Origin of the sequence: Bradyrhizobium sp. LMG 9283 (assembly GCF_045571415.1) — a bacterium.
In the GTDB taxonomy this organism is placed as follows: domain Bacteria; phylum Pseudomonadota; class Alphaproteobacteria; order Rhizobiales; family Xanthobacteraceae; genus Bradyrhizobium.
In genome coordinates, this window is sequence record NZ_CP120691.1 from 7,681,278 (window position 1) to 7,699,303 (window position 18,026).

15 protein-coding genes and 2 pseudogenes are annotated in these 18,026 nt (G+C 57.9%); 8 read left to right on the forward strand and 9 right to left on the reverse strand.

Features of this window, described 5'->3' with window-relative positions; translation table 11 throughout:
- Positions 1-611: 611 nt before the first annotated feature.
- Together P6U29_RS35730 and P6U29_RS35735 are read left to right on the forward strand one after the other, a co-directional pair.
- Positions 612-1,361 carry a hypothetical protein gene (locus P6U29_RS35730; RefSeq protein ID WP_092302639.1) on the forward strand — a complete coding sequence of 250 codons (750 nt, stop codon included), beginning with the start codon at positions 612-614 and terminating at the stop codon, positions 1,359-1,361.
- A gap of 59 nt (positions 1,362-1,420) precedes the next feature.
- Positions 1,421-2,140: a hypothetical protein gene (locus P6U29_RS35735; RefSeq protein WP_407114861.1), complete on the forward strand. Its 720-nt coding sequence runs from the start codon at positions 1,421-1,423 to the stop codon at positions 2,138-2,140.
- A 271-nt stretch (positions 2,141-2,411) separates the two neighbouring features.
- Here the strand turns inward: P6U29_RS35735 and P6U29_RS35740 are convergent, their stop codons facing one another.
- The 5 genes and pseudogenes from P6U29_RS35740 to P6U29_RS35760 form a co-directional block, all read right to left on the reverse strand.
- Entirely contained in the window at positions 2,412-2,606 is a 195-nt protein-coding gene (locus P6U29_RS35740; protein ID WP_407119615.1) for a hypothetical protein, read from the reverse strand.
- A gap of 82 nt (positions 2,607-2,688) precedes the next feature.
- Positions 2,689-3,383 (reverse strand): annotated as a pseudogene (locus tag P6U29_RS35745) (NEL-type E3 ubiquitin ligase domain-containing protein); the annotation flags it as partial.
- Positions 3,384-3,513: 130 nt separating this feature from the next.
- The gene (locus tag P6U29_RS35750) at positions 3,514-4,020 is read right to left on the reverse strand and encodes a hypothetical protein (RefSeq protein WP_407114862.1); all 507 of its coding nucleotides are present in this window, start codon (positions 4,018-4,020) and stop codon (positions 3,514-3,516) included.
- Between the two features lie 889 nt (positions 4,021-4,909).
- Positions 4,910-5,155: a hypothetical protein gene (locus tag P6U29_RS35755; RefSeq protein ID WP_407114863.1), complete on the reverse strand. Its 246-nt coding sequence runs from the start codon at positions 5,153-5,155 to the stop codon at positions 4,910-4,912.
- A gap of 187 nt (positions 5,156-5,342) precedes the next feature.
- Positions 5,343-5,813: a hypothetical protein gene (locus P6U29_RS35760; RefSeq protein WP_407114864.1), complete on the reverse strand. Its 471-nt coding sequence runs from the start codon at positions 5,811-5,813 to the stop codon at positions 5,343-5,345.
- Between the two features lie 1,224 nt (positions 5,814-7,037).
- Here P6U29_RS35760 and P6U29_RS35765 point away from each other — a divergent pair.
- From P6U29_RS35765 to P6U29_RS35790, 6 genes and pseudogenes are all read left to right on the forward strand, one after another.
- Positions 7,038-7,352, forward strand: a complete 315-nt coding sequence (locus P6U29_RS35765; RefSeq protein ID WP_407114865.1) for a hypothetical protein — start codon at positions 7,038-7,040, stop codon at positions 7,350-7,352.
- A gap of 1,445 nt (positions 7,353-8,797) precedes the next feature.
- Complete coding sequence (locus P6U29_RS35770) at positions 8,798-9,289, forward strand: hypothetical protein (RefSeq protein ID WP_407114866.1); 492 nt, start codon at positions 8,798-8,800, stop codon at positions 9,287-9,289.
- A gap of 34 nt (positions 9,290-9,323) precedes the next feature.
- A complete protein-coding gene (gene modC, locus P6U29_RS35775) occupies positions 9,324-10,448 on the forward strand; it encodes a molybdenum ABC transporter ATP-binding protein (RefSeq protein ID WP_407114867.1) in 1,125 nt (374 codons plus the stop codon).
- 91 nt (positions 10,449-10,539) lie between these two features.
- Positions 10,540-10,989, forward strand: a pseudogene (locus tag P6U29_RS35780) (DUF2478 domain-containing protein).
- Between the two features lie 1,289 nt (positions 10,990-12,278).
- Entirely contained in the window at positions 12,279-12,833 is a 555-nt protein-coding gene (locus P6U29_RS35785; RefSeq protein WP_407119517.1) for a peroxiredoxin, read from the forward strand.
- 6 nt (positions 12,834-12,839) lie between these two features.
- Positions 12,840-13,382: a carboxymuconolactone decarboxylase family protein gene (locus P6U29_RS35790; protein ID WP_407114868.1), complete on the forward strand. Its 543-nt coding sequence runs from the start codon at positions 12,840-12,842 to the stop codon at positions 13,380-13,382.
- 236 nt (positions 13,383-13,618) lie between these two features.
- Here P6U29_RS35790 and P6U29_RS35795 read toward each other — a convergent pair whose 3' ends face one another.
- The 4 genes from P6U29_RS35795 to nifW form a co-directional block, all read right to left on the reverse strand.
- Positions 13,619-13,915 carry a ferredoxin family protein gene (locus P6U29_RS35795; RefSeq protein WP_407114869.1) on the reverse strand — a complete coding sequence of 99 codons (297 nt, stop codon included), beginning with the start codon at positions 13,913-13,915 and terminating at the stop codon, positions 13,619-13,621.
- 38 nt (positions 13,916-13,953) lie between these two features.
- A complete protein-coding gene (locus tag P6U29_RS35800; protein WP_407114870.1) occupies positions 13,954-15,261 on the reverse strand; it encodes an FAD-dependent oxidoreductase in 1,308 nt (435 codons plus the stop codon).
- A gap of 11 nt (positions 15,262-15,272) precedes the next feature.
- Entirely contained in the window at positions 15,273-16,382 is a 1,110-nt protein-coding gene (locus P6U29_RS35805) for an electron transfer flavoprotein subunit alpha/FixB family protein (protein ID WP_407114871.1), read from the reverse strand.
- A gap of 979 nt (positions 16,383-17,361) precedes the next feature.
- Positions 17,362-17,703 carry a nitrogenase stabilizing/protective protein NifW gene (gene nifW, locus P6U29_RS35810; RefSeq protein WP_407114872.1) on the reverse strand — a complete coding sequence of 114 codons (342 nt, stop codon included), beginning with the start codon at positions 17,701-17,703 and terminating at the stop codon, positions 17,362-17,364.
- Positions 17,704-18,026 lie beyond the last annotated feature (323 nt).

Genomic DNA, 18,026 nt, shown 5'->3' on the forward strand with positions numbered 1-18,026 from the left:
CTTGTTCTCCATGACACGATAATCTCGCTCGGCGCGAACAGATGCATGCTTGCTATTTGCGTCAGCATCAGCGCTCGCATATCTCGATATTCTTCAGCAGAGTGAGAGTTCGGTCGTTTAGGGTCATCTCTCAGTGATTGGCCAGCCACTTCGCTGTCTGCCGAAAAGACGGCGATCTGATCCAGCATACCCTTGATGATCTGCCAAGTCATAGTCGGACCGCGTAGCACCGCCTCGATTGCGCTTCCACCGAGCTCGCAATCAGACGCTACGTAAGATTCGGCCGCTTCATGCCAATCTAGATAGCGGCAGCGATAGATAACTTGCAACGATCACCACAGGCAGCCGCTGATTCTTGGCGGCGCGCATTCCAGCCGTTTACAAAACCTCACGTAGATCACCAGTACAGGTGATTTACTCCCCATTCTCGGCCTGCATCGTCGTTGCGATCCAAGGACGTCACTCGCTTGATGTTGAAAACGTTCATCGGTTGCAGAGCTCTCGCATCGAAGGTTCATTGCCCCTTCTTTCTGCCATGTTCGCACCCAAAGCAGAGATGCGCCGGTTGCGTACTTTGCGCGCCGCGATAGCGAGTGTCTCAGGAGATTTCTATGGTGAAGCCAGTTGTAATTGTGGTCGGTGCGGACAAGGGAGGTGTCGGCAAGACGACCGTATCACGAACGCTACTGGACTACTTCAGCGTCAACAACGTGCAAACACGCGCATTCGACACGGAGTCGCCACGCGGAACGCTGAAGCGCTTTTATCCCGAGATCACCGAGATCGTCGACATGACGACGACGGCGGACCAGATGAAGATCTTCGACACCCTGAACTCAGGGCTGTCCGTCACTGTCATCGATGCTCGCGCAGGCTTACTGTCCTCTGCGCTGGCTTCCTTGCGCGACATCGGATTTCTGGACTCGGCGCGGTCTGGCCAGATAACATTTGCCGTGTTCCATATCCTGGGATCATCCATCGCTTCGCTAGACGAGATCGCGGAAACCGCGACCTTCATGAGCGGCGCAAAGTACTACCTAGTCAAGAACTTCATCAACGACACTCAATTCTTCCAGTGGGATCAAGCGACATATAATTCCTATTTTCACCGCATCAAACACGCGACTGAGCTGGTCATACCGAAGCTTAACGAGATGGCCTATGAGCAGGTGGAAGTCGCATCCGTCCCATTCATAGACTTCGTCGCAAACAAGGGGCGGAACGATGAACCCGCGAACAACTCCTTCGTGCTGCGCGGCTATGTCCGGCACTGGCTGGCAAATGTCTGGAGTGAATTTGATCGCATCAACTTGACGGAATTGGCGGGCGCCAAGTCCGCCACCCGGGCCGGCGAGAAGTAGTCGCATATTCGGCGACCTCGGGTCTGGCCTGCGTACGAAACGAAGTTGATCTGCCGGCTATGTTAGCGACGCCCATCTACATCATCTGCTCTCCTAGCCCGCAGGTCGGCAAAACTCTCATCGCTCGGGCCATGAGCGAGTTCTTGCTGCTGAAAAACGGCACAGCGCTGTCGTTTGATGTCAACTTGAAAGAGCCGTCATTGCTCGACTACCTCCCCAACATCACGGAGACGGCGGATGTGATCGACACTTACGGCAAGATGCAGCTGATGGACCCTCTTGTCATCCACGATCGGGTACCAAAGGTAATCGATCTCGGCTTTCACGCCTTCGACGAATTCTTCAAGATGTGCGACGAGATCGGCTTCATGAAGGAGACGGCGCGCTGCTATGTCGCCCCTATCATCCTCTTCGTCGCGGGCGCTGACCGCATCTCCTTTCGCGGTTATGAAATGCTGCGGCGGCGAATTCCGCCGGCGTCACTGGTCACCGTCCACAATGAATTTGTGCTGCGCGGCGGATTACCTGAAGCGATGGATGGCGAGCGGGTGCTTCGGATTCCCGCGCTTCCGCTGTTCCTCAAGAGATATATAGACCGGCTTAGCTTTTCCTTCACTGGATATCTGCGCAACGAGAAGGACTGGTCCACCGAGCTGCATCAATGGATCCGACGGAATTACAGCATGTTTCGCGATCTGGATTCGAGTGTGATGCTGCGAAAGTCCTATCGATCTCGGGGGACGGATATCGACAGCCTACGTTGCACAAGGGCTACTTGAGATTCGACCTGCTCGCCATCTATTCGTCCGGCCTATGAGTAGTCTTCAATGGCGTTCTCAACGGGACGCGAACGCATGAATTGCGGTATGCGAATCTTCAGGTGGATTGCGCATCTTACCGTGATCGTCCGCACGGACCACGCGACCGGCAATTGACGGCAGCTCATTCGCCGAATGGCTCATGCAGACACGCCGTCCTCGAAAGGATCGATGACCGTCTCCACCTTGTGAGCGGCTAGGCGGATCGACGGGCCCTTCCATCAGAGGAGGCTCATAGATCAAGGCCGAGTTTCCCGAGCACCTGGTGCATGACCGCGCTTTTGATCTCGCGGGCGATCTCGTTTCGGATCTGGACTCCGAGCACTCGCTCGGCATCGGCATCGCCTGTCAAACCTTCCTTGGCCAGTCGGAGATTCAGACGGGTTTGAAACTCTTCGCCCATCGCGTCGACGAGCCGCTCCTGCATGGCAGTATAATGTTCGGGCGCGATGCGGCCTCGTCACGCTTTCCCACGGTTGCCAGCGCGTTGCCAGATAGTCCGGAAATTCCGCCGCTTCCTGATTCCGCACTGATGCCTCGGCGCTGGCTACATCGTCCTCGGTCACGTGATAGACGTTCATGAAGCGCATGTCGGGAGCGATGTGCCGCAGCTCGAGCGGGTCGCGCAGCTGGGTCTGGTAGGCAAGATAGACCTCGATTTCATCGACGTCCGCGGCGGGATCGGCGCGACGAAGCGAGTTGACCGTCTGGCGCGCGATTCCGTCCAGCGCTTCCAAGCGAAACATGACGCGGCCGTGTTGGAGCAGTTCGCCAGTCGCCGGTCATGGACGCCGTCCTCGACATCAGCGTTCAGGCGTGCGGCCTGCATGCCGTTCCAGGCCAAAGTAATGCGATCTTCGCAGCTCGCGTTCGCTCCCGAAGCCAACTCGAAATATTGCTCGCGCAAACGCGGGCTGACGGGTGCCTGCCGCAACTCTTCGGCGACGGCCTGGCGGAACGCCTCGTTGCCATAGTTTACGGTGCCCCGGAGCCTGTCGAGGAAGCGTGCATCGTCCGCGGCCCCCGCTTCACGGGCTAAGTGCTGCCAAGTGGCCATTGCCGTGGGCTCGCCCTCGAGCCAGTCCGCGGCAACCTCTTGCAGGGACCGCGGCTGAACTTCCGCCGCTCCATCCGCGGTCGAGAAGAAAACCTGCGGGCCGGCATAGTGTCCGGCATGCATCGCTGTTGCCAGGCCGGCCTGCATCCAATCGGCGAGCGGATTATTCTCCAGATCAACGCTCGAGTCACGGCTTAACGGCGTCAGCAGGGTCTCGGGCACGCTGGTCAGCTGGTTGTTGCTGGCGCCGAGCCACAGCAGCTCGGGCGGGATCGTCTCAGGCAGGCTGGTCAGCCGGGTGGCTGGCGCTGAGCCATTCGAGCTCGGCCGGAAGAGGCTCGGGCAGGTCCGTCAGCTGATTGTTGTTGACATTCAGCCGACGCAATCCCAGCGGCAGCTCTGCGGGCAGGCGCGTCAGCCCATTGCTGATGGCATAGAGCCGCCGCAAGCCAGCTGAAAGCTCGGGTAGGCTGGTCAGCCGATTGTTGCTGACGTAGAGCCGTTCGAGGCTGCCCGGAAGGGTCTCGGGCAGGCTGTTGAGCTGATTGTCGTCGACATTCAGGCGGCGCACCCGGCCAGAATGGACGCCGACAAGGCGGTCAGGGACAGACACGACAGGTCTAAGCGGCTCATTGAGATCACCCGTGCCGCGCCAAGTCCTCGTTCGACTTACCGCCTGTTGCCCATCCTCATGTTGCCCCTGCCCGTCTTCGGTAGCCCGGTCCGTCAACACCTCGTCCCGCGACGTAGCCGCCTCGGCAGCAGCCGCCTGCACGTCCGTCAAGGCCTCTCCCCACTGCGATGCGGCCGGAGAGCCCGGTTCGGTCGGAAGTTGCGGAAGGAGTACCAACGCCGAGCTGTTCTGCATTCATCGATGTCGTCTCTTTCGGTACAAAATGAAGCGAACGCGCCGGGGCGGCGCATCTTTGAACCGGTAATCCCCACCACGCTCCACCGGCTAACTGCAATAAGGTGCGATCACACAGCGGGGCGTCACGCACGGCTGGCGCGAATACGCTGCTGCGAGTGCGACCGAGTAACTTCGGACACAGCGAACCCAGGCGAAGTCTCGCTTGTGGATCGGCTGATATTGGAGTGTCCCCTGCCAGATCTGCGCCCATTGAGCCGGGCCTGCCAGCAAGTGGACTTTCATGATACGAGAGCTAGCTGTCGATAAGCTGACGGATCACGTAGTGACGAAACTGGACGGCCCCATCAATTTCTCAACCTTAGGCTCAGCGCTCCGGAGACGAATCACTTCGAGCTGGACCGACTGGTCGCCGGGTGCCGGCACGCCGGCAGCGGGACGCTTAGGCCGACAACTTTGCCGTCGCTTGCGGCGGCAAGGCGAGCCTACTTCCCGCTGCGTTCAAACGCTTATGTAAATAGCTGAGCTAAAAAGCTGTAGCGCATCGCGCCTAATGCCGTTCGGCCTCCTACGAGACGCGGCGCGCACCCGATCTTAACAACACGGGCTCGCTAAATTTCTCCGATGAACGAGTTCCCAGCGCCATTTTGAGATCGGCCACGAAGTCCGGCCCTCCCCCTCGGCTCACCGTCGCAGATCTCGTCGGGCAAGCGCGGATGAGGCGGCACTTGACCCGTACGCGTTCGACTGAATGATCGAACAGCTGCATCTGCACTGGTGCGACAAGAGTTTCTGTATGTCGAGCTCAATGTAGTCGATCCGCGCCGCGATCAATGAACTCGAGCATCGACTGCGCCTCGTTGATCTCGCGTGAAACACGTTTCAATATCCGTATTGCTATCTCCTCCGTCGCGATCAGTCCCGCTCTCTCGCAAGCTAACCCAAAATGATGCATCACCTGCTCGTCAGAGGGCGCGATACCATTCTGCAACAAGCTGGTCGTCAATGACGAGAGCATGTGCTCTACGACGTCATTCTCCGCCTGGCTCAAGACCTAGTCCTTCTGATTTTTTGTTCAGTTCTGTAATCTTTGGCCACGACATCGCGAGGGTGTCGCTGCGAAGGATAGTCGTCTTCGACATTGCAGCTTCATGCCCGTTGAACGCTGTAATCGAGAGATTTATTTGGTGGGTTACCTCACTGCTCGGACCGCTTCTCCTCAGAACAGGCGCACGGCTTCAGATAGCGTGAGTTGCACGATTCTGATAGCTCCACAGCGGCATTCCGCTCTTTTGGAGTGCCGACCGAATGATGCTGCAAATATGGAAAGGGCCCCTAATTCCGACCTTCCCAATCAGAACGTCGTCAAGTTGCGACACACGAGAAGCTATTCTCTCGCAAACGTCCCGGCCGGCCTGACCTCCCGCATTTCGGCTCAACGCGTTGCATGTCGTGGTGTAGCCCCACGATCTTCCAGCGCGGATGCTTTCCTCGAAACTCGGCAGAAATCTAGATTGAAACTCAACCGCCGCCTTTTGCTGGAACACCGAATGGTCGACGTTGCGCAGTTGCTTGTCGCGCGTGACCACCACTGTTGAAAATTCAACAATGTCGCTGGCGCGGTCGATTTCGCCTAGCGCCCTCGTGAGGCTGGTTTGAAAGGACATAAGACCCTTCCGAGCTTTCACCGCAGCGCTCTGTGCGGCCATCAGTGCTGCCGGTCATCGCCTCTGGCCGGATATGAACCGTCTATTCCGTTGGAGTACTTACTTGCGAGCGCGGGCTGTTCACCCAGCGGCTTTCGCTGGACCGCTAAAAGCGCAATTACGGCTGGGGTCAGCGATATTCTGCTGCTGTATCATTCCATCATCCATGCCATCTCGCGACTCCAACTGGTCCGTGTACTTGACAACGGCTGGCCCGGCGCCCCTTGCCGACGATGCAAATGCCTTTCCTGGCCATCGCCCGCATGCGAGAAAACTGGCAATCAGCAGCCCCCCCTCGGGCTCCATTTGCGATGCGCCATCAACGCCTGCCAAGCGGCCCTTATCTTTTACGCATCAGCAAGTCTACAACCTGTCGCAGCGTGAGATTCAAGCTATTAAATCGGTCTTCTGAGGCCGATTGTGCACAGCGGATGTCGATAGCAATGATTGTCCGTGGAATGCTCATTTGGCTCGACACTGCGTCTAGCCGACACTTGCCTCGGATTGCCGAGATCCCAACCCCGGCGCGTGCGTTTCTTTGATTGGGTGGCGCGTGCCGAGGATCGCAGTCAGGCAGGCTCGCCTTCCTCAAACGATCGCCCCCATGGCTTTCCCATGTTGTTGATGAGGTCCACCTCGCGCATAAATTTTTTATCAGGTAAGCGATTGCGAATGCCCGGTAGCAGCGCGGGACTGACCATCATCAGAGAGGAGGCGATCGCAATGAAGCCGTTACCGCTTTACCCGCTTCGGCCGCTAGAACTCGACATCGCTACGTTTCGGGTCGCGAGCTGTGGCCCAAATCAGGTCCCGCCCAGCGCCTGAACAGGTAATAAAGCCGTCCAACGCTTGCAAATTCCGCCGCCATCACCATGGGGACATGCGTTGTGCATTAATAGCTCCTGCTTGAGCCGTCTGCGTGTCGGACATGGATTTAACTGCTCTCCGGTTCTCGGTTTTTGTTCGCGCACCAATAAATCCTGTGGAGCGCAGGAATTGTTCAAGGCACACGATCGCAGTGCCGTGAAACCGCGAGGATCTGCCGCAATTTCTCGTCACACGCGCGGTGTAGGGTGATATTGATGCTAAGAGTTGCATACATCGAACTTCTCGCCGAAAGAAGGGGCCGGAAATCGCAAGTCCTCGGATGCAATTATTCGGCAGGAATGCGGAGCCAAGGAATGGCCGCTCGATGACGATCGCCATGCTTGATACTCCAGGGACGAAGTGAACCACATCTTGATGACTTCAATTGATGATACATTAAGTGAGATCAGATGGCTGCGGACCGAAATCTGGCGCTGCCGTCGATTACTTAAAAGGGACCTACCTGGCGCGGAGCGCAAGGCCGTTGAGAAGCGTCTGCTTGAACAGCTTTCTGCCTTTGAACGGCTCTTGTTGACGGCATTTCCTTTGACCTTGAGCCCTAAAGTGTATTCGGCCAAGAGCACCACGATCGGGCGAAGCGACTCCCCTGAAGCGCCCATCGAGAACGCCGCAATGGCATCAAGCGGTTCTTTCGGGAAGCCGATGGGAGGCTAACAATAGAGGTTTCCTAGCTCTATCTGTACCTTGAGTCCGGCAGTCGAGACCAAGCAAATCCCAAGCTGAATTTAAGGAAGACTGCGATGGAACATACCTCCAACGCTAACATTCCGCCAATCATTTGCAGTTATCGCCGATTTAGCCATCTTTCGGAAAATACTTGGTTGCCGACCATAACGCCGTAGATTGATGGGCAGCACGGATTCCAGCAGATGTCCGGCCGTAACTGCCACAGTTTACGCAGATTGCCTTTCCGAGCAGTACAGCGAGGCGATGGCAATCTCACGACGGCCTCAAAGTCGGCGAATGGCTGCAGCGCTGAATAAAGCGCAACTGCTGCAGTACGAAATCGAAATTCGGAGCGCAGTACAACCTTGTAACAATCGTGGGGCGCACTATCGATCGCTGATCGAGGCCAATCGATTCACGGAGCTCAGTCCCCCTGATAGATGAACTGCGGCTCGGCAGGCTGATGCTTCAGCCCGATCGACTGTCGGCCACCAAGCTGGCCGAACTCCGGCGCCCGTCAGTCTGACACCTCACTGCCGCTCGGACGCCTTACTCTCGATGAATGACGACCGGAAGCCTGTTGAGACGTCGTCTGGGTCCGTCGTTTCTCTCCGCCGCGGTTGGCATCATGCGACGGCATTCACCGCGCAAGTTCTTGAAATTGTCCCTAAGACAAAACATGGCTACGTCCACATCACTACGCCCTGTAAAGTGGTCACAGAAGCGGATCACGTCTGCTCTGCACGACGTCAAGACTTCCTCGGCCCGCCGATCTCGCGCACGAGCGTGTCCTGTGCACCACGTCGTTGCGATCGCGATCGCGGCGAGGGCGGCTGCACAGCGATGCGAATTGCAAGTCCAGCCCATTCGTCGCTCTTGATTCACCAAACCTCTCTTAAGCCGCATATCCTTCACTATTGTTCTCTGCCCCGCGAGCATAAATCTGTTTACCGGATTGGGCCGCCTCGGCAGCCACTGCCTCGCTGTTGCGGGGCCGACGCAATTACTATGGGCTCCCGAATCATCGTCCCGCCACGCGCAACACGCTCATTGCGCAAACCGAGATACAACAGAGATCGGCCGTTTAGCGCTTTTGTGGCGATGCTGGCTCTCAATATGGCGTTCTGCTTCGCAATGCCTACAACCTGACGCTACGGTCGATTCAAGCACTTTCAGCGTCCGGCATCGTTCTGAGACGGGCATACCCACATCTCATCCTCAGCTTCCATCTCGTAGGTCCTACATGTTCGGTTGGTGATGCGAGCGCCCAAAGCCCTACAATAACGCGGCGAGTTAAGACACCGGGTGGAGACCGATACAAAGCCGCCCTTGCCGCTAGACGCGCAGATATTCCTTGAAACGGCACGCGGATTGCTGGGTAGGGATCAACCAGTTGCCGCGAAGGAAGCGGTCGCGGCGGATCCGGAGTTCCAATGAGGCTTATCCGATTCATCCTGATCGATCTGGCTTTGATGCTGCTCGCACCCGAGAATGCACGGGCCATGCCTATGGCGACCAGCGCAAACTTCAAATCGGCTACGAAAGCTGTGGGATCCTTGATGCTGATTTCCGACACCGAGCCAGTATTCAGCTCTGGCGTGAGCCGACATCTTCACGGTCAAACCTCTCAAGCCGCGCCATTTGGACATTCAGCAGAAGCCCTCGGCCCGGCCAACCAGGCTGAGACCCTCGCGCTGCTGGAAAGGCGCTTTGCCTCTCATTGGCAAGCGCACCGGGCAGCGCCGTCCGATTGTCACGATCCTCGTGGCGCGGAGATGCTCAACAAGCCTCTGGTTTTGACACCGATCTGCAGTCCGCCGACGCATCTTATGCCCTCACGCGAGCAGAGACGCTGTGCTGGAGCGGCACAGACTGGATTGTCGCATGCATCGCCATCATCTCCATTGCAGCGATTGTGCTCGTGACTTGGATGGGAAGATACAGCACAGGCGCAGGTTCATGAGAGAAGCAAGAACGGGCTATATTGAGGTTGCCTTCAACGGCTCTCCCGCAAACATTCCGCTAGATGCGCAATTCAGCCTACCAGCCAAAGGCGTCACAGCGATTTTTGGTCCGCCGGGGTGCGGCAAGACCACACTCGCGCGCTGCATCGCTGGCGTGCAGCGTCTGCCGGGCGGATTCTGCGCGATCGATGGAGAGATTTGGCAGGATGATACGACGTTTCGACCGCCTCATTTGCGTCCCGTCGCATATCTGTTCCAGCTCCCAGTTCTTTTTTCTCATTTGTCTGTACGGCGCGCTCTTCTATACAACGCGTCAATATCGACACCGACACTGATCGATTTTGATGGTGTGGTCGAATTGCTCGCGTTGGCGCCACTGCTCGAGCGTTCGCCATCACATCTTTCCGCGGCCGAGCGGAAGCGACTTGCCCTTGGCAGCGCGCTGTTACGCCAGCCTCGGCTGCTTTTGCTGGACGATCCACTCATTATGCTCGACCGCTCCGCAAAATGCGAGATCCTGCCATTTCTCGAGCGCATGCGGGAAAAGCTCCAATTGCCGATGATCTACATCAGCCATGACATCGCTGATATCGAGCGTTTTGCCGATCATCTTGTCATGATGAAAGATGGCGTCGTGACTGCGGCCGGGCCGCTCAATGTCGTTCAGAGCGATCCAGCGCTTGCCAGGCGCGGCGAAGCGGCAGTCTGTCTTGATACCGTGGTCGGCGGCTATGACGGACGCTATGGGCTGATCATGCTCCGCCTCAAGGGGGCGCGCCTTCTGATACCTGGAGTGCCGCGTAGGCCGGGCGCGCAGCTGCGGCTGCGCATCGCAGCCGGCGACGTCAGCATTGCGTGCGAGCCCCCGCGTGCAAGCTCTATCCTCAATGTATTTCCGGCGCGCATCAAAGCCTCTCTGCCGTTCGACGAGGCTGAGGTCACCTTGGTTCTGGCTCTTGAAACTGGCCGTTCTGGCGTGCCGCTTTTGGCGCGCATCACGCGCCGCTCGTTTGACGCGCTACGGCTCAGCAATGGAGCGGACGTATTCGCGGAGGTTGCGCGCGCCGTTCCGCTCGCGGCTGCCGAGCGGTTGCTTGCAACGCCTGGCACATCCGCATGAGACCGTTCGACAGCTATGCCCCGATACGAGAAAACACATCAACAGGATCCCGGTCGTGATTGATAATTTGCGTGAGATAGATCCGAACAGTGTGAGGGCAATTCTCTACCGTCCAAAAGACGATGTCGATACGCTACTGGCAGATTTCGCTCAGGATATCGCGCAGCAAGGCGTACGCATCGGCGGCATCGTGCAGTGACACTCGAGGCGCGCAAATGGCACGCACGTCATGCTCGCAATCGACGTTGCGACGGGACAAGAGATCTCGATTTCCCAGCCACTCGGCAGCGGAGCTATGTCCTGTAATCTCGATACAACTGGGCTTGCCGAGGCCGCAACCGTCGTTTCCCAGGCACTTCGCCACAAGATCGATCTCCTCGTGATCAACAAATTCTCCAAACAAGAAGCAGCTGGCCGGGGCCTGCGCGCCGAATTCGTTGACGCGATCACCCGAGGCGTACCAGTCCTGACAGCCGTTCCGAAGAAATGCCTTGCCGACTGGCGAACCTTCACCGCGGGCGTTGGCACGCTGCTGCCTTGAGATCGTCCATCCTTGGAGGAGTGGTGGTGCGATATCTCAAGGCGCGTGGCGCGCAGCGGGGCCTTCAGCTCCAGCTGCGGTTATTTGGGGACAACGATACCGGCCCGCTTGATGACGACAGTGAGACTGTCGAGCACGTCGGCTCCGACATCGCCCATCAGACTCCTTCGCCGCCTCGGAAAACAGCCTTAGCTTTGGCGTCCGCTCCCACACTCTATGCCACCGTGATGCCTTGCGAGCGTGCTGATTGCGGACCTTCAATGGCGCGATGTCGCAGCTCGACCAGCTGCGCGCGCTAACCAGTTCAAGCCAACATCAACCCCTCAGTCGGTTTTGCAGTGCCGGCCGGTCGACGACAAATACTCGCCTCATCCGAAAAACGACGGCATTCGCACACTCATCCTTTGCAATGTCGTATGCGGCACATATCGGCATCAATATTGGTTGTTCCAATCCCGTCTTGGAGGACGTTCCGGGATTTGAGACTTGCACTGTAAGTTCTGCTTCATCTTCAATTCTTCACGCAATGTCCTCACAACCGCTACAAACCGGGTCGTGTCTGCACAGCCACACGCTCCAATGCACCTATAATCTGGAGACGTTGAAGTCTCTCCTTATGATCATGAAGCTTCAGAGCGTTGGCCGCATCCAGACTGTACAACCTGACGCTACGTGAAATTCAAACCCCATCGCCGCCGCGCCGAGCCTGGTTGGCTTCCAACGCGTTTCAAAATCCGCTAAATCCTCGAGCTTGGTGATCTACCGCCGCTTCAAGCGCCTCAATGCGCGAGGCGCCGTTGCCTATGATTACTCGCACCTTGATTGGCAACGGCGAGCATCTGCCGCCTTATTAGCGCAATCGGTTGTCCCGGCGATACAGCCGCTCTTGTTTGCGCCAGATTCTACAAAACCTCGCGGCTCCGTCAGGTTCAGTGTTTCCACTACATCTCGACAGGCCGACAGTTATTCGGCACGTTGATGCGGAGATGAGGCAGCTTGCTCTGAGGGCGCAGAACGGGCTTTGACCAGACGCTTGCAGGCGAACATCTCAGGCGGTTCAAGACTGTTCTCGTGAGTTCTGTATAGCTTCATGCTTCATACGACTGTCAACCAGTTGAAGCTTGGGCAAGGAAGCGCTCGGCTACACATTTTTTATAACTTAGCGACCCTCCAAGCGCGCGAGCATGCCTGCACCAAAGCCGCTGGAATCCACTCCTGAAAACGGATGGCATGTCGTTTGCTTCAACAGTGAAGTCACGATCTACAAAAAGCAAATCTGTGAGGACAGCATGCTCGGAATTGGAAGTCAGTTGCCGCCGTTCGAAATCACAGGCGTGAAGCCGGGTTTTCAAACGCAGGAAGAAGAAGGACAGAGTGCATTCGAGACGCTGACCGAAACGAGCTTTCCAGAAAAATGGAAGATCATCTTCTTCTACCCGAAGGATTTTACCTTCGTCTGCCCGACAGAGATCGCTGAGTTTGCCCGGCTTTCCAAGGATTTCGCCGACCGCGGTGCGGTTGTACTGGGTGGTTCGACTGACAACGAGTTCTGCAAGCTCGCTTGGCGGCGCTCACATGCCGACCTGCACAATCTATCAATATGGCAGTTTGCCGACACAAAGGGAACGCTCGTCGATGGTCTTGGGGTGCGTTCACCCGAAGGGGTTGCCTATCGTTACACCTTTATTGTTGACCCCCAAAATACCATCCAGCACGTCTATGCGACCAATCTCAGTGTTGGACGCAATCCTAAGGACACGCTCCGCGTTCTGGACGCGCTGCAAACCGACGAGCTCTGTCCCTGCAACCGCGAAATCGGCGGCCAAACCCTGAAGGTTGCTTGAGGCAGCATGTTGTCGATCGAACAGCTGAGCAAAACGATTCCCGATTTCGCCAAGGACGTCAGGCTCAATCTGACGTCCTTGGTGGCCGATGAGACGCTCTCGCCGCAGCGACAATATGGGCTGCTGCTGGCGAGCGCGATCGCCACCCGCAATGCAGCCGTAATTGCCGCAATCGAATCGGCTGCGGTCGCCGTGATGACGCCTGTGGCGATTGCCGCGGCGAAATCCGCTGCCTCGGTGATGGCGATGAACAACGTCTACTACCGATTCGTTCACCTCGCCTCTAACCCGGAATACAAGACGATGCCACCACGGCTACGTATGAACGTGATCGGAAGCCCTGGTGTTGACAGGTCGGATTTCGAGCTGTGGTCGCTTGCGGTTTCCGCCATAAACGGCTGCGGTGCTTGTATCGATGCCCACGAGAAGACGCTGCGAGCCGCGGGCGTGAGCTCCGAAGTGATACAGACCGCCGTGCGCACTGCTGCAATCGTGCAGTCAGTGGCGACCGCAATCGAGGCCACCGGGCCGAGCCAGGCGACGGCCTAATTCCTCCTCCGCCATCCGGCCGATCCTTGTGGCGCCACGCAGCGGCGCCACACCAGTGCTTTGCGGGTCCCTAACGGGCGTCATACCCACAAGGCACCTCTTGCGTGACATCACCTTGGAAGCGTGCCTAGCTCAAATTTGCACGCACCGCGCCAGAGGCGAAAGTGCGCGAAAGATGCGGTGAGATTCTAAGGTCGGTTCGAGCGAGCGCCTTCCGCTGCACATTCACCTCATCCTCAACCAAACTTGAACAGCACCCCATATCCGCCGCGCGGATAACTCCACTGGATATCGCCGGTTGGCTCGGCGATCACGCGGCAGGTGCCGCACTCGATGCACCCGTCGACAGTTATCTCAACCTGGCCATCGTCGTTGAGCTCGTAGCATCGCGCGGGACAGGCTTTCAAAAGTGCAAGTAGCTGCGGCGACGGCGTCGTGTGCGCGCGGACCCTGACGTGAGGGTGACCGACGTCGACAAGATAGCGGTTATAATACAGCTTGTCTTCGACGCGCATTGAGGGTTCGACATTCATGCTTTGGCCTTCCATTGTTGGACTTCACAGTTTTGCGGTCAGCGCCAGGCCCGGGCAAAACGACAAGCATCGCCGAACAAACCCGCCCATGACCGCGCCTTGACAAAGGATTTCAGGGTTGCCTTCTCCTTCTCAGCCTTGGGCGTACCATCGACGCGCACAAAATTTTGCATCGCCTTGGAGATGAGCTGCGGATAGGTGAGAAAGAAGTTTTGTGAGTGGGTATGCATCAGGGGCGGCAAATCCTTGTACTTCTTTAGATCTTTGATTACGAAGGAATCGTCCAGCATCTTCTTGTAGATCGACAGATTTGTTGCACTCATCGGCTCGCCGCGCGATTTCACCAAACCTATCGCTTCGGCGGCGATGCGGCCGGAAGTCATCGCGAGGTTGGAGCCCTCACGATGAATGGCATTGTTGAGTTGGGCCGCATCGCCCACTACGACCCAGCCTTCCCCATAAAGCTGCGGGATCGACTTGTACCCGCCTTCCGGAATGAGATGCGCCGAATATTCCTTGACTTCGGACCCTGCTATCAGGGGCGCCACAGAGGGATGCCTCTTGAATTGATCGAGCAGGCCGTAGGGCGTCTGACCCGTGCGCTGGAAGTCGGCGACGAGACAACCGATGCCGAGCGAAATGCACTCTTTGTTGGCGTAGATGAAACCCATTCCGGTCATGCCGCGGGAAATGGTGCCGGCCGCCTCGATCACGACGCCTTCATCGCCCTTGAGATTGAAGCGCGCCTCGATAGTCTCGCGGGGCAAGAAGTGCATTTCCTTCACCGCGAGCGCAACGTTATCGGGTGTCGGACGCGCGCGCAGGCCCGCACGCGTGCCGAGCAGGCCATTGACCCCTTCGGCTAGCACGACGACATCGGCATGTATTTCGCCGTCTCGGCGATCTGTACGAACACCGACGATCCTTTCACGCTCGTCCCGTGCGAGCTCGGTGACGGTCGTCTCGCACAGCACGGTCGCGCCAGCCTCCCGCACCTTGGAAGAGAGCCATTTGTCAAACTGGGCGCGTATAATCGTGTAGCGGTTTGGCCGTTCCTCGTTGAAGTCGTCTGAACGGTAATGCATGCCGACATGGGAGCGATCGTCCATCATCCAGAACCGCTGTTCGATAACGTGACGTTCGAGCGGCGCCTCATCTCGAAATTCGGGGACCAGCTTTTCCATCATGTCGGCATAGAGGATGGCGCCCTGCACATTCTTCGATCCGGGGTATTCGCCCCGCTCGAGCTGCAGCACCTTCATGCCGCGTTTGGCCATGGTTAATGCCGCCGCGTTGCCGGCCATGCCGGCTCCGACCACGATCGCATCGAATCTCTCTTCAATCATCATTATCTCCTCTAGACCGCGATCCGGGCGCGCGAATTCGGCAAAAGCCGGGCGCGAAATGCGGCCGTCAGCGCCGGTAGCAATTGGATGGCGTCACTGACGATCGCGAGATGGGCGAAGTCGAAGATCGGAGCGTTCTTGTCAGTATTGACGGCGACGATCAGATCCGCGCCCTCCACGCCAACCCGGTGCTGGATCGCGCCGGAAATGCCGGCGGCAATATAGAGCTTTGGCCGAATGGTTTTGCCCGTCTGGCCGATTTGCCGGTCAGACGTAACCCACCCTTTCTGCACCAGGGGACGCGAGCAGCCATATTCAGCGCCAAGCAGAGTTGCGAGCTCGCGCACCAACCGAAAGTTCTCAGGCGATCCCAGTCCCAGGCCGCCCGCAACCACAACATCGGCATAGGCCAGATTGGACGTTTCTGCATCGCGGTCGGGTAGGAACGACAATACTTTTGTGACAATATCATCTTCGACAAGGCCGAGCGGATGGACGATGATACGAGCGGCATCGCGTACGACGCGCTCAGGCATCGGCATGACCCGCGGGCGGACGGTTGCCATCTGCGGACGATAATTCAAGGTATAGATCGTGCAGAGCAGCGAGCCGCCAAAGGTCGGACGCGTCGCCGCAAGCGAACCATCGGCGTCGACCTCCAGCGCGGTGCAGTCGGCAGTGAGCCCCGTCGACAGGGTCGTCGCCACGGAACCTGCGAGATCGCGACCGAGCGTCGTCGCCCCCAACAGAAGGATCTCGGGCTTATAGGTGTTGACGAGTTCGGTTAGCGCTTTGGTATAGGATTCGTTGCGGTAATCCGACAAAACATTGTCGCTCACGAGATAGGCCAGATCGGCACCATAGCAAAAGGCTTCAAGCGCGGCGTTACGTGTGTGCTGCCCCTCCGGACCGATAACGACAGCGGCAAGGTTCACCTTTAGCCTGTCGGCAAGCCTGCGCCCCGCACCCATGAGCTCCCAGGAAACCGGATGCACCTGGCCGCGCTCCAGCTCGACGAAGACCCAGACGTGCTTATACGCCTTAAAGTGCTCCGGCAGTTCTTTTTTGGCTGCTGCGCGGCCGCCCGCCGCCGGCATGGCCGTTCTGGTGACATTGCTCATACTCTAGGTTCCCCTCAAAATACGCGCGCCCGCGCCGCAGGCTTGCTGTTTAGCTTCGTTAACAGAAGATCACTTTTGGTCAGCAAGTGGCCGGCTGCTCTGCCCCGTCTGCTTGGTCCGACCGGCCGCACAACAAGGCGCGTCCTCGCGATAGACGTACCGGTCCAGCCGGATTTGGAGAGGTCTTCCACACTGGATCCCTGCGCGCCGGGTTCGACGAGCACCACCGCGGCGGCCAGGGCGCCGCGGTGATTCTGACCGGTCGCTTCCATGCCTGAGTTGGCGAGTCCGTTCGCTGCGCCATACCTGCCCCTCACTTTCGGCCCAGCGGCTCCACATTGACTGTGACGACGAGGGCGATCCCGGCAACGCACCTGTCACGCAATCCATGCCGAGCCTCCAGCGCCGACAACCCGTATGGGCCGACGCAGACCCTCTTCCTGACGCATGTTGCTATCCGCCATGAGATGGATACAAATCTGAGCGGAATCGGGAGCCGGTTTGATGCGGACGAAGCTGTGCATACCCTCTCCAGGTGTAGCGCGAACGAGCGACTTATCCATTGACCACCATCTCACCGTGGACCGATCGCATCAAAGGCCGTTTCCTGGACCTGGCGCGATCGTTCGAGATGATGGCGCAGCGCTCAGCGGGTACTAGAAGCAGCATCATGGGTCTTCCTTCAATCTCATCTCGGACGACTCCAATCTATCGACATCGATAATCGGATCGGCAGGACAACAGCAAGTGTCGTACCAGTTGCAAAAACCATTGAAAGTCAGTCGAAAGTAATGGTTTGGCAGACACTTGAAATAGCCGCTGATACCGTGGACACGACCAGTCCAGACATGGGTCGGGAATACGACAGGCGTCGCTCGGGTCTTCGCTGCAGAGAGTTGACCCGGATGAAGACGAAGGCTGCACATCGGGTTGCCACGGCGCCCCGTCGGGCAAACCTTGCTTGCAGTGGAGCGCGAGATCACTTCAGCTCGCTCAACGGGACAAAGGCCGCGGCCTTCTTAGGGTCTGCTACGGCATCCTTCAAAACCTTGAACACTCGCTGGTCGATCGGTGACGATGCCACGAAATCGGCATAGGCCTGCTCCAGCATCGCCTTGCACCGAGCTCTAATTTCCGGCTCTGCGGCACCAGCAAACTGCTCTTCGGCAAAATATTGTCCCATGCGCTTTAAGATGTGAAGGCGCGCGACATTCACGATTTTAGGGTCGTAATCGACGCCAAGCAGCGAAAAAAAATCCTCTGCCGACGAGGCCTTGCTGAGCCGATCCAGGATACCAGCTGCCGGGGATGAGTTGATCATCGAAAATCCTCCTTCGGATTAGCTCTGCACGTTTAACGAGATGGGGCGGCTCCTTTTGACTCCTGCCGTCCTGCCTCGCACACTGACTCCGGGAAGCGGGGCCCTCAACTTCGCTGCTCCAGATCGGCAGGTCCGCCGGTGACGACGTCAGTTCCGATGAAGATCCGGGATCAATCGCCAAACCGCGATCGAGGTTGACGCTCGTCAGGACGGTCGCAGGACCGGAAATCAGCCGCGCGAGAAGACGCCGATTGGCAGTCCGGGGACGGCTCGCCATTGGGGAGGAGATCACAGCATGTATGGCGGAAGGGCAAGTAAGATCT